Genomic DNA, 12,706 nt, shown 5'->3' on the forward strand with positions numbered 1-12,706 from the left:
GTTTGAATATGCAGTTTTTGGCTCCCGCGGCATGGGGGTTTTTTCTGATTATCCCTGTAATTGTGTTGTTTTACTTGTTAAGGCAGAAGAAAACTGCATATGAGATTAGCAGTATCCTGTTATGGCAGAGGGTTTTGGCTGATACCATGTCCCAGACTCCGTGGCAAAGGCTTAGACGTAATCTGCTTATGTTTTTGCAGTTGCTGCTGGCTTTTCTTCTGGTACTGGCCTTAATGCGTCCGTATCTGGTAAGGATTCAGCAGAACAGTGAAGACCTGATGATCCTTCTTGATACCTCAGCCAGTATGTCAGCCCTGGAAAACGGCAGCACACGGATCGACCTGGCTAAAGAGGAGATTACGGCACTGGTGAAAAGCAGGAAACCTGGTACCCGGTTTTCCCTGATAACGGTTGGCCGAACTCCACAGGCCCTGGTTACCCGTACCAAAGATCCTGGAGAATTTCTTACTGTATTGAAAAAAACCGCCCCCGGTTATTATGAAGCCGAAATGGAGACAACACTGTCTCTTGTCACTGCACTTTTGGAAAAAGGCACCGGGACACAGACGGTTTTTTTCAGTGATGGCGGGATTTCTGTTCCGGAGGGTAGTGTCGGGATACCGGGTTTTGAGTATCGCAAAATCGGTAGTAGTGATGCCAATCTTGCCATATCGGCATTTTCCACAGGTGAAGGGGACAGGGGTCTCCTGGCTATGACCAGGATAGACAATTACGGACATGAGGAAATGGAGACTGCGGTCATACTGCTATCAGAAAATGGTGTTTTTGATATCAAGGCGGTAAAGGTTGCACCGGGTAAGGCGGCACATGTGTATTGGGATATCCCGCAAGGATTGCCTTATATCGAGGCCAGGATTGATGCCAAAGATGTTTTGGAAGCCGATAATTTTTCTTGGATTGTGCCGTATAAGGACAAACTGGTCAAGACTCTGCTGGTGACTGAAGGTAATATCTTTCTGGAACAGGCCCTTAAATTAAACTCGGGTGTGGAACTCCACAAGGCTGTTTCCGCAGATTACCCGGAAATACAGAAAGATGCATATGCACTATCTGTTTTTGACGGTTTTTGGCCTGAACCAAGCCCGTCAGGAAATTATGTTGTTTTTAATCCTCCGGCAGACAGTGGGCTGGTAAAGTCCGGGGCGATGCCTGCCGTCGGGGAGCTTGAAATGTTAGAACACCCTGTGCTGCGTTACGTATCATGGAATGATGTTCATATTGAAAAAAGCAAGGGCCTGAAAACCTCCGGAGGCTGGGAGCCGGTATTGAAAATTGGGGCCAGAGCCCTGGTCACTGTAAGGAATTCTGGTAATTCAAGGGCGGCAGCTATTGGTTTTGACCTGCACAGGTCAGACCTGCCTTTAAGGCCCGCATTTCCGATTTTAATGCAGAATATATTTGACTGGACCGCTTACCGGGGAGCGGTACGGGAGGTTCAGGTCAGTGCTGAAACACCGGTGCAACTCAATATTGCTCCCAGGTCGGAAGAGGTTTTTGTGGTTTATCCAAACGGTACCCGGAAAAAACTGAAGCCACCCTATATGTTGAATTCCGGGGATACCCGGAAACCCGGAATTTATAAGGTTGAGCAGATTACAGGGGGAGAAAAGCAGGTTGATTATATGGCAGTTAGTTTTGTATCTCCAAGGGAATCAAGTGTTGCAGCAGTTGATACTATTAAACTGGGTAATATTGATGTAAAGACAAATGAGGTAACCAGGGTTAACCTGGAGGTATGGCCGTTTATTGTTATAGCTGTACTGGTATTTTTATGTCTCGAATGGTGGGTGTATTTACGTGGGCATTAATTTTTCCCAGCCATATTATCTCATATTGCTGCTGCTGCTCCCATATTTTGTTCATCTCTGGGCACGCAGCCCCAGGGCGTTTGCGTCCTGGCAGCAAAAGGCCTTTTTGGCTCTGCGCCTTCTGATAGTGGTTTTGCTTGTCTTTGCCTTGTCAGGGCTGGAATTCACTTTCAGGCACCAGGAGAGATCGGTGATTTATGTTGCTGATACTTCTATATCGATGGCGGGGGTGAGCCTGGAAACTGTTGACTGGATTACCCGTTCATTGGCTGATCTTCCGGCAGATGCTGTTGCAGGTGTGGTCAGTGTCGGGAAAAAGGCAATGGTTGAAAATCCTGTAGGCAGACATCCCGATTTTCAGGGGTTTCAGTCCGTGATAGATCCTGACTATACCGACCTTGCTGCCGGACTGGGGTTGGCCCGGGCCATGCTGCCTGAAAACCGGGGTAAGCAAATTGTTCTTATCAGTGACGGCAGGGAAAACAGGGGAGATGCTATAGAACAGGCCAGGCTGTTGAAACAGCACGGAATAAGGCTTGATGTCCTGCCGCTATTTCCGAAAACCGGGCCTGAGGCCCTTGTAAAAGCGGTTTCCATCCCTTCACACCTGCGTAAAGGTGAATATTTTGACATTAAGGCCGTTATTGAGGCTGCAGTGCCAACTCGGGGCAAAGTGCGAATTATGGTAGGCAACCGGATTCTGAAAGAGGAGCAGGTCAGCCTGTCCAAAGGTGATAACAGGCTGGTATGGTCCGCCAGGGCTGAAAGCCCCGGATTATATACTTACCGGGTAGAACTGACTGCCGAGAGGGACACTTATCAGGAAAACAATGTGGGAATAGGTATTGTTCAGGTTGCTGGAACACCTAAAGTACTCTTGGTTGAGGGCACAGAGGGTGAAAGCCGGGCTCTGGCCGATGCCCTGGGGACGGCACAAATACAGACTGAGATTACCGGTCCCCGGTTTATACCCCATACCTTGGCAGAAATGGCCGGGTATTCTTCAATCATCTTGGTTAATGTACCGGCAGCCGAAGTTCCGGACCAGACCATGGCTTCTCTGGAAACTTATGTCCGAGACCTGGGCCGGGGACTGGTTATGGTCGGTGGTGAAAACAGTTTTGGTTTGGGAGGGTATTATAAGACCCCGGTTGAGAAAGCTCTGCCGGTAAATATGGATATCAGGGGTAAAGGTGAGGTCCCCAGTGTTGGCCTTGTCCTCGTAATTGACAAGTCAGGAAGTATGGGAGGGACAAATTACGGAATTCCTAAGATTGAACTTGCCAAAGAGGCGGCAGTAAGGGCGGCCGAAATCCTTGATGCCAGGGACAGTCTTGGTGTAATTGCCTTTGACAGCAGTTATAAATGGGTTGTGGAGACAGCGCAGTTAAAGGATAAGGGAAAAGTTGAGGACAGTATTGGGTCTATCAGGGCAGGAGGCGGGACTAATATATTCCCAGGTCTGCAAGAAGCGTATAAATCCCTTGTCAAAGCTCCTGTAAAGGTGAAACATATTATCCTCCTTACAGATGGGCAATCGGGTTATGGAGGGGAATATGAAGAGCTTTTGGAAAAGATGAAAAAAGACAATATCACCCTCTCAACTATTGCAGTGGGCGGCGATTCTGACACCGGCTTGCTTTCATACTTGGCTGAATCCGGTCAGGGCCGGTATTATTTTACTGACGATTTTGAAAGTATCCCTAAGATTTTCACCAGGGAAACAATTATGGCTGCAAGGAGTTACTTGGTACAGGAACCCTTTACGCCTGTCCGGTGTGGTGGCAGCGGGCTCCTTCCACCGGGAGGACTGCCGGCTTTATTTGGATATGTGGCCACTGCCCCCAAGAGTACTGCGGAAACTATCCTGCTAAGCCATAATGGGGACCCGGTGCTGGCAAGATGGCAGTACGGCCTTGGGCGGACAGTGGCCTGGACCAGTGATGTTAAGGGCAGGTGGGCCGGGGAATGGATAAAGTGGCATAGCTTCCCTGAGTTTTGGGCCAAGATTGTCAGTTGGACACTGCCTCAGGAAGCCTCCGGTGATATGATAGTTTCTACAGGACACGAGTATGATCACGCCTGGGTAAGTGTGGATATGCCTGGAGAACGGGGACGGGTTCATGATATTATGGCAAAAATTATTTCCCCTAATGGCTCAGTACAGGAAATTCCGCTTCGTGCAGTGGGGCCGGGCAGGTACAGGGAGTTCTTTGATACTGAAAAGTCTGGGGCGTATATGGTTCAGGTGGTGCAGAGGATCGGTGACGGTATTGGCAGGCAGAAAACCGCCGGTCTGGTGATACCATATTCTCCTGAGTACCTGTTTCGTAATGTCAGTGATGATTATTTTGCCACTCTTGCCGCAGCAGGTGGCGGCAGGGTGCTTGACCCGGAAAAAGACATCAGTAAAATAGGCAGCCTGCCACTACCTGCAGTTTGGGGCAAGATATCCTTATGGACGGGACTGCTAACTGTGGTCGTTTTGCTGTTCCCGGTTGATATAGCTGCCCGGAGGTTTAATTGGAACCTCAGGTGGGCTGTGGTGTTATGGCAGCGTTTTAACAACAGGTTGGAGGAGTTTTCCCGGACCAGGACTGCAGATTTTGATTCCCGTGAGGCCCAGGGTAATACATTGGCCGGGAAGCAGGAAAAACAACTGGTTTCCGCCGAAAAGAACAGTGAAGAATCTTTTACCTCTAAATTGCTTGCCGCCAAGAAGCGTGCCAAAAAATAAACCAAAAAATAAATCAAGGTCTTCAGAAAGGTAAGGCAGCAGGGAAGGGAAATGCGGTATGAGGCAGCGGGAAAACTGGGATGACCCTATTAACCCGGAAGACAGTAAAGAGCTGGATATGGAATTAATACATGAACTCAATTTTAAGGATACTGAATCTGAAGCAATAAATGGTAAAGCTGCAGAAAATGAAGAAATGGCGGATTTCACTTGGGTTAGCAGGAAACGGGCATTATTTAGAGTTATTGGGTTTTTTGTGGCAGTAGCTTTTTTGGCTGCCATATGGAGTAACTGGTTTCGCATTATTAATGCGCTACCCTTGGATTTCCTGGCAAAATCCCACGAACTTTCCAAAGAGCCCGGGATTCGGAAATTGCAGCAGGCTGTCGTTAGAATTGAAGTTTCGGGTAGTCAGGGGTCTGGTTTTAACATTAATTCCGGCGGCCTGATTATTACTAATGAGCATGTGGTTGCCGGGGCCCAAAATGCAGGGGTAACTTTTTCGGATGGCACTTATTACAGCGGTAAAGTGCTTGTGGCTTACCCAGATATAGACCTAGCCGTAATAAAAATAGCGGGTCGGGACCTGCCAAGCCTGGAATTAAAACCTGATTCTGCCATAACACCTGACATGGAGGTGCTTATCATTGGCAATCCCCTTGGATTTACCGATGTGGTCACTAGAGGCCGTGTTACCGGCAGTGTTAAGGCGAAAGGATGGGACGTGCCGGTTATTATGATTGCAGGTGAAATAAGGAGCGGGAGCAGCGGAAGCCCTGTTTTGAATAATGATGGACATGTTATTGCGGTGGTTTTCGGGTCGTTGGTTTCAGATAAAGGTAAAGAAAAGGGACAGATGAGTGCTTTGGCAGTTCCTGTGAAGTATCTGGACAGATTTTTCTGGGAGCAGGGTCAGGATTGGCCATATATATAAAAAAATAAAAAAAGAAATAAAAAAAAGAACCTCTAGGTTCTTTGGGTAGGTTAAATTGGTTGCGGGGGGAGGATTTGAACCTCCGACCTTCGGGTTATGAGCCCGACGAGCTACCAGCTGCTCTACCCCGCGTTATTAAGCTTGTTTAGTATAGCACATTTAAGAGGGGAAAGCAAATGGGATTTTGTGTAATATTAAGATGGGGACGTGAAAAAGGTGAATTTGCTCTCGGTTGAAAAACTAACGAAAAGCTATGGACTGAAAACACTTTTCAGTAATTTATCTTTCGGGATTGACGAAGGGGAGAAAATAGGTCTGATTGGAATAAACGGAACAGGGAAGTCTACATTGCTGAAGACGTTGGCAGGAATAGAAACCCCTGATCACGGTGAGGTTACTGTTGGCAGCACTGTGTCTGTTGCTTACCTGCCGCAGAATCCGGATTTTGATGATGAGTTAACGATACTGCAGCAGATTTTTAAACATATTGACTCTTCAATTAAATATCCTTGGCAGGCTGAGAGTGAAGCTAAAACAATCCTTACCAGGATGGGGATTTATGATTTTGATGCTATTTTAGGGACACTTTCAGGGGGCCAGAGAAAACGGGTTGCGTTGGCCGGGGCACTGATTAACCCGGCTGATCTCCTGATTCTTGATGAACCGACAAATCATATTGATAATGAAACAGTTGGTTGGCTGGAACAGTATTTGGACAGGCGCAGAGGTGCCCTGGTAATGATTACTCATGACAGGTATTTTCTTGACAGGATGGTTAACCGGATTATTGAACTGGAAAATGGCCGGCTGTATAGTTATCCAGGCAATTACAGCAGATACCTGGAACTGAAACTGGAACGACATGAACAGGAGAGGTCAGCAGAACAAAAGAGGCTAAATATTTTACGTAATGAACTAAAATGGATAAAAAAAGGGGCTAAGGCCCGCACAACCAAACAAAAGGCCAGGATTGAAAGGTTTGAGCAGCTTAGGGAGGAGGCTCCGGAAGCTAAACATGATAAGATTGAAATATCGGTGGGGGCAGCCCGTCTTGGCAAAAAAGTAATTTCTTTGGAAACTATTAGTAAGAGTTTTTCCGAAGCTAAAGTCATAAATGATTTCAGTTATACTTTTTTAAGAAATGCCCGAGTAGGCATAATCGGGCGTAACGGTATCGGTAAGTCAACATTGCTCAACATTATTGCGGGTACTCTGGAGCCTGACTCTGGAGCTGTGGATAGGGGGCAAACCGTCAGAATCGGTATTTTTTCCCAGGAAACCAAAGAGATGGACCAAAGCCTGAGGGTTATTGAATATATCAGGGAACAGGCGGAATTTATTACAACTGCTGATGGTAAGCTTATCAGTGCCTCTCAAATGCTGGAACGATTCCTCTTTCCCCCGGAATTGCAGTGGACCTCTGTAGAGAAACTGTCCGGCGGGGAGAAGAGAAGACTTTACCTGCTCCGGGTTCTGATGGGCTCCCCCAATGTATTGCTTCTGGATGAGCCTACCAATGACCTGGATATAGAAACACTTACAATTCTTGAAGACTATCTTGATGATTTTCCTGGAGTGGTGGTGGTTGTGTCTCATGACCGTTATTTTCTGGACCGGGTTGTTAATGAAATACTTGATTTTACTGACGGTACCGGGATAATGCATTACCTGGGAAATTATTCCGACTATCAGGAATCAGCAAAAAGCCGACTGGCAGATGGGAGCCTGGATAGGGAAGTGGTTCAAACAGGTAAGAATAATTCAGCCAAACCGCCGGAAGCAGCCGATAAACAAAAAAATCGTCCATTAAAATTCAGCTATAAAGAAAAACAGGAATTTGAGCAGATTGAGGATATGATCAGTGATCTGGAAGAAGAATTCCGGGCAGTAAATTCCAAAATTAATCATGCCGGGAGTGATTATGTACTCCTTCAGGATCTGGTCAGGGAACAGCAAAGGCTTGGCAAACAGCTGGACGGTCTCCTGGAGCGATGGGCATACCTGAACGAATTGGCTGAAGAAATAGAACGTGTAGTGAAATCAAAATGACTAAAGTGGAGGGTCCAGTTTTAATGGAATACCTGTCAGGAATTGTGGAGCGAATCACATTTGTTAATGAAGAAAATGGGTTTACCGTTGCCAAGATAAAATCAAAGGGCTTTCCTGACCTGGTAACGGTAGTAGGAAATATGGCTGCGGTAAATGTTGGTGCCGCTGTCAAACTTAAGGGTGAATGGAAGGTTGACAGCAGGTTTGGGCGTCAATTTTCCGTTATTGATTATATGGAGACAGTTCCGGCTACTGTTGCCGGAATCGAAAAATACCTGGGGAGTGGATTAATCAAGGGTATTGGTCCTGTTAATGCCAAAAGAATTGTCAAGGCTTTTGGTATTGATACCATAAGGGTAATTGAGGAAGAACCGGAGAGACTGGCTGAGGCCGAAGGAATAGGTAAAAAAAGGATAGAAATGATTAAGGAGGCCTGGCAGGAGCAGAAGGAAATCAAGAATGTCATGCTGTTCCTCCAGTCACATGGGGTTTCCACCTCATTTGCTGTTAAAATATATAAAACATACGGTGATAAGAGTATTGAAACAGTCCGCACCAATCCTTACCGTCTCGCTGATGATATCTGGGGCATCGGCTTCCGGACCGCAGATATTATTGCTGGTAAACTTGGTTTTGATAAAAATTCATATGAGCGATGCCGTTCCGGGGTTCTGTATATATTGAATGAGTTGGCTAAAGAAGGGCACTGTTTTGCTACCAGAGAAGAACTGGCGGAACAGACTGAAAAGATGCTGGAACTGGAAAGGGATAACATTACTGGGGCAATAGGAAAACTGATTTTAGAAAAACTCCTTATTGCTGAGGGTGAGGACGTTGTTTACCTGCCGCCTTTTTATTACAGTGAAGTCGGGGCTGCCAGAAGGATTCGGGAAATTACTGCCCGGCCAAGTAATTTTAGTACGGGAGATATTGAGGAACTTATCAGGCAGGTTCAGAAAGAATGTGGTATTTCTTATGACGAGGTTCAGAAAGATGCTGTTAGAATTGCAGTGAAATCCAAATTTATGGTCCTTACAGGGGGGCCTGGTACCGGAAAAACAACGACAACCCTGGCAGTTATCCGGGCTTTTCAGAAAATGGGTGCCGAGATACTGCTGGCTGCCCCCACCGGCAGGGCTGCTAAGAGAATGTCGGAAACAACCGGCATGGAAGCGAAAACCATCCACAGGTTATTGGAGTTTAAGCCTCCCGAAGGGTGCCAGAGAAATGAGGAAAACCCGCTTGATTGTGACCTCCTGATAATAGATGAGACTTCCATGGTGGATATTATTTTGTTTTATAATCTCCTAAAAGCTGTTAGAGACGATACTGTTGTGATTCTGGTGGGTGATGCTGACCAACTTCCCTCAGTAAATGCAGGGAATGTGTTGAATGACATAATTGATTCCGGCGCAGTCAGTGTGGTGAGGCTGCAGCGGATATTCAGGCAGGCTCAGGGCAGCATGATTGTTACTAATGCCCACAAGATAAACGCCGGAGAATTTCCTGTTATCAAGGGTGGAAAAAATAGTGACTTTTTCTTTATAGAAGAAGAAGACCCGGTAAACGCAGTGGCAGTAATCAAAGACCTTTGTTCCAGGAGACTTCCTGATTATTATGATGCTGAGCCGGTTGATGATATACAGGTTCTGTGTCCGATGCAGCGAGGGGAGACAGGAGCGGTTAATCTGAACTGTATCCTTCAGGATGTCCTAAACCCTAACCCGGTACATATCATGCACAGGGGAGTTCAGTACCGGGTAAGGGATAAAGTAATGCAGGTCAGGAACAATTATGATAAAAATATCTTTAATGGTGATATAGGCAGGATTGTTTCAGTTAACCGTGAAGATGGGATTGTTGAGATAAGGTTTGATGACTCTGTTGTTTTGTATGATGTGTCTGAATTAGATGAAGTTGTACATGCTTATGCCACGACTATTCATAAGAGCCAGGGCAGTGAATATAGGATCGTATTGGTTCCCTTTTCTACTCAGCACTATATGATGCTGCAGAGAAATCTCCTGTATACGGCAATTACCAGAGCAAAAGAAGTGATGGTGATTGTCGGCTCAAAGAAGGCGTTGGCTATGGCTGTCAATAATAGGAAGATTGCTGAGAGAAATACCCTGCTGGCCACGAGGCTCAGGGTTGATTAGGGGAATCGTGATTGTACCGGTTCTCCTTTTTGCCTTTTTAAAGCGTCTCTTGTTAGCAATTTATATTGCCCCGGCATACAATGCAAAAACAGCGTTTTAGGGGGGATTTAATGGGCAGGTCAATAGTTCAATATGGCGGTCTGGTAACTGTATTGTCAACAGATAAGGACTTTTACTATCCGGGGGAACAGGTGTATCTATTTTTGGAGGCGGTTAATGTTTCATTTTTGCCAATCAGTCTTACTTTTTCTACCACACAACGGTATGAGTTTATTGTTGCCGGACTGTTTGGCGAGGTTTGGCGGTGGTCGGCAGGCAATTTTTTTGCTCAAGGGGATTATCAGGTTCCGCAGTTTATGCCACGGGTTGTGGAGAGTATCACTCTTGGACCGGGTGAAAATTTGTTTTGCGGGGAGGTCTGGAACCAGGAAGGAACCGGAGGTTTACCGGTTCCGCAGGGAACTTATCAGATGTCCGGATGGAATACTTTTAATGAATTTGAATATCTGCCAAAACCGAATGTGTATATAGATATAGGTATACCAGCTATTTTATCATTTAGAATGTTATGTTAGAAGTAAAGTCTAGCTATTTGAATAACATCAACAAACCGGTAAATACTATATCTATATAACATAATCATTAAAACATTTAGATAATCAAGCATATTTGTGGAGGAAGGAAATGATCGGTTTGCAGCTACCCCAATTTAAACGACTGCCCAAGCATATTGGTATTATTCCCGACGGTAACCGGAGGTGGGCTGAGTCACATGGGCTGACCAAGGAATGTGGTTATGAAAATGGTATCGGGCCGGGGATGCAGCTTTATGAGTTTTGCAGCGCTCTGGGGATTAAAGAACTAACTTTTTATGGTTTCACACAGGATAATACTAAAAGGCCGCATCCCCAAAAAAAGGCTTTCAAACAAGCCTGTATTGATGCTGTCCTAAAATTGTCAAAGCGTGATGCTGCTCTGAGGGTTATTGGTAATGTAGATTCCCCGTCATTTCCACGTGAACTGATACCATATACTAACAGGATTTCTTTCGGAAAAGGTTCAATTAAGATTAATTTTTTGGTAAATTACGGCTGGCAGTGGGACTTGAACCACGGGCTGCAAGGTTTAAACGGAAAAGGGTCCAAGAGAGGTTTCTATAAACATCTGGCTTCTTCTGATGTTTCCAGGGTAGATTTGATTATTCGCTGGGGAGGCCGCAGGAGGCTGAGCGGGTTTTTGCCGGTGCAGTCGATTTATTCTGATTTTTATATAATAGATGATTACTGGCCGGACTTTACTCCGGAGCATCTTTTTGAAGCACTTAGATGGTATGAGGGGCAGGATGTTACTCTTGGAGGATAATCGCAATCAAATATAAAGGTAGTTGAATTAAAGGTGGCTATAATATCGGTGACAAGAGGCGGGCAGCTGACTGCCGGATTTTGCTCCGTATCGGCCTGGCCGAAAATGCCGCCAGGTCGATTTTATTTGCCAGGGCCAAGTCCCTGGCAAAATCTATTTCTAGTTGTGTCACCAATGTCTTATCATATATCATTGCATTGACCTCGAAATTTAGCTGAAAACTCCGCATATCAAGATTAGCCGAACCAAGGGAGGCCACCTCACCGTCAACGGAAATTATCTTGGCATGAATGAAGCCCGGCTGATATAAATAAATTTGGATACCTGCTTCCATAAGCTCGTCAAAATAACTCTGTGATGCCCAGAAGACAATTTTATGGTCAGGTTTGCCTGGCAGAATAATTTTGACATCAACCCCGCTTAAGGCCGCTGTTTTTAAGGCAAGGGAAATACCCTCATCAGGGATAAGGTATGGTGTGGTAATTTTTATTGAATTATGTGCAGAAGTAATTAACGCAAAATATGATTGACGGATGGACTCCCAGTCGGAGTCTGGACCGCTGGCCGCTATTTGGATAGCATGGCCCTGAAATTTATTAGTCTCCGGGAAATATGAGGGTTCCATTTGATCAGGCAGCTTTTCATGGCTGACAAATTCCCAATCCAGCATAAATATTATTTGCAGAAAATGTACGGCCGCCCCTTCGAGCTTTAGGTGGGTATCCCGCCATTTCCCCAGATTGGGGTGGTAGCCAAGGTATTCGTCCCCCACATTAAGTCCGCCCATAAAACCTACACTACCGTCAATTACAACAATCTTACGGTGGTTCCGATAGTTAAGCTTGTTAGTAATGTATGGAATAATTACAGGCAAAAACGGTTTAATCTGAATGCCGTTTTGCTCCATTTCCTGGGTATATTTACCGGAAAGCCCCCAGCTTCCCACGGCATCATAGATGACCTTAACTGATACGCCTTCACAGGCTTTTTTTATTAGAATGTCTTTTAATCTCCGACCGGTATTATCATCTTTTATAATATAATATTCAACATGAATATGGTTAACTGCTTTTTCCAGTGCGGCAAAAATACTTTCAAAAGCTTCAGTTCCGTCTGACAGTATTTCAACTGAATTGTTCCTTGTAAACGGGGCTTTGGCATTGTGAAGCATAAGATTGATTAATTGTTTCTTAGAATTCAGTTCTTTGGTTAATTCACAGTCATTTTTAATGCAGTCTATTTGATGGTCAACAAGGTTTTTAAGGTGCTTCATCTCATTGATATATTTTGTGCGAACAATTTTTCGTTTACGGAGGTTTTGACCCAGCATCAGGTATATAATGAATCCGAGAATAGGGAAAATATTCAGTACTGCCAGCCAGGCAATTGTTTTGTAGGGATTTTTCTTTTCCATAAAGATTAGAAAACTAACCACAAGTATAAGAACAGTGGTAGAAACTGAATAGACCCATACAATTTTATCACCATATAGAGACCAAAAATCTGTTAACATATTACCTCCAGGTTCGTCATGGTTAGTATTTATTAATGTTACCAGAAAATCTGCGGATTTTCCACAATTTTTGGTGCCATTTTTACCCATAATTACTCTAATTTTGACACATTGGCTTACCTT

Annotated in this window: 8 protein-coding genes and 1 tRNA gene; 7 read left to right on the plus strand and 2 right to left on the minus strand. The window is 45.1% G+C overall.

Annotated elements, in window-relative coordinates:
* The first annotated feature begins 8 nt into the window (after positions 1 to 8).
* Genes ABFY19_RS03875 through ABFY19_RS03885 form a run of 3 tightly spaced genes read left to right on the plus strand, consistent with a single transcriptional unit; the run spans position 9 to position 5,500 of the window.
* Entirely contained in the window at positions 9 to 1,829 is a 1,821-nt protein-coding gene (locus tag ABFY19_RS03875) for a vWA domain-containing protein (protein WP_418791930.1), read from the plus strand.
* The gene (locus tag ABFY19_RS03880; protein ID WP_418791931.1) at positions 1,819 to 4,566 is read left to right on the plus strand and encodes a VWA domain-containing protein; all 2,748 of its coding nucleotides are present in this window, start codon (positions 1,819 to 1,821) and stop codon (positions 4,564 to 4,566) included. Before ABFY19_RS03875 ends, ABFY19_RS03880 begins: the two co-directional genes overlap by 11 nt.
* A gap of 58 nt (positions 4,567 to 4,624) precedes the next feature.
* Positions 4,625 to 5,500 (plus strand): S1C family serine protease, encoded by an 876-nt coding sequence (locus ABFY19_RS03885; protein ID WP_418791932.1) that lies wholly within the window; start codon positions 4,625 to 4,627, stop codon positions 5,498 to 5,500.
* 56 nt (positions 5,501 to 5,556) lie between these two features.
* Here the strand turns inward: ABFY19_RS03885 and ABFY19_RS03890 are convergent.
* A tRNA-Met gene (locus tag ABFY19_RS03890) sits at positions 5,557 to 5,632 on the minus strand.
* Positions 5,633 to 5,716: 84 nt separating this feature from the next.
* Here ABFY19_RS03890 and ABFY19_RS03895 point away from each other — a divergent pair.
* The 4 genes from ABFY19_RS03895 (at position 5,717) to uppS (ending at position 11,070) form a co-directional block, all read left to right on the plus strand.
* Positions 5,717 to 7,549: an ABC-F family ATP-binding cassette domain-containing protein gene (locus tag ABFY19_RS03895; protein WP_418792528.1), complete on the plus strand. Its 1,833-nt coding sequence runs from the start codon at positions 5,717 to 5,719 to the stop codon at positions 7,547 to 7,549.
* A 23-nt stretch (positions 7,550 to 7,572) separates the two neighbouring features.
* Positions 7,573 to 9,708, plus strand: a complete 2,136-nt coding sequence (locus ABFY19_RS03900; RefSeq protein ID WP_418791933.1) for an ATP-dependent RecD-like DNA helicase — start codon at positions 7,573 to 7,575, stop codon at positions 9,706 to 9,708.
* Positions 9,709 to 9,818: 110 nt separating this feature from the next.
* Positions 9,819 to 10,283 carry a BsuPI-related putative proteinase inhibitor gene (locus tag ABFY19_RS03905; RefSeq protein ID WP_418791934.1) on the plus strand — a complete coding sequence of 155 codons (465 nt, stop codon included), beginning with the start codon at positions 9,819 to 9,821 and terminating at the stop codon, positions 10,281 to 10,283.
* Positions 10,284 to 10,392: 109 nt separating this feature from the next.
* The gene (gene uppS / locus ABFY19_RS03910) at positions 10,393 to 11,070 is read left to right on the plus strand and encodes a polyprenyl diphosphate synthase (RefSeq protein WP_418791935.1); all 678 of its coding nucleotides are present in this window, start codon (positions 10,393 to 10,395) and stop codon (positions 11,068 to 11,070) included.
* 37 nt (positions 11,071 to 11,107) lie between these two features.
* Here uppS and cls read toward each other — a convergent pair whose 3' ends face one another.
* Positions 11,108 to 12,583: a cardiolipin synthase gene (gene cls, locus ABFY19_RS03915; RefSeq protein WP_418791936.1), complete on the minus strand. Its 1,476-nt coding sequence runs from the start codon at positions 12,581 to 12,583 to the stop codon at positions 11,108 to 11,110.
* Positions 12,584 to 12,706 lie beyond the last annotated feature (123 nt).

The organism is Phosphitispora sp. TUW77 (assembly GCF_048453025.1).
In the GTDB taxonomy this organism is placed as follows: Bacteria; Bacillota; Thermincolia; order Thermincolales; family UBA2595; genus Phosphitispora.

Coding starts and splice junctions, on each gene's coding strand:
- ABFY19_RS03875 (WP_418791930.1), top strand. CDS start 9: ATGCAGTTTTTGGCTCCCGCGGCATGGGGGTTTTTTCTGATTATCCCT.
- ABFY19_RS03885 (WP_418791932.1), top strand. CDS start 4,625: ATGAGGCAGCGGGAAAACTGGGATGACCCTATTAACCCGGAAGACAGT.
- ABFY19_RS03900 (WP_418791933.1), top strand. CDS start 7,573: ATGGAATACCTGTCAGGAATTGTGGAGCGAATCACATTTGTTAATGAA.
- ABFY19_RS03905 (WP_418791934.1), top strand. CDS start 9,819: ATGGGCAGGTCAATAGTTCAATATGGCGGTCTGGTAACTGTATTGTCA.
- uppS (WP_418791935.1), top strand. CDS start 10,393: ATGATCGGTTTGCAGCTACCCCAATTTAAACGACTGCCCAAGCATATT.
- cls (WP_418791936.1), bottom strand. CDS start 12,583: ATGTTAACAGATTTTTGGTCTCTATATGGTGATAAAATTGTATGGGTC.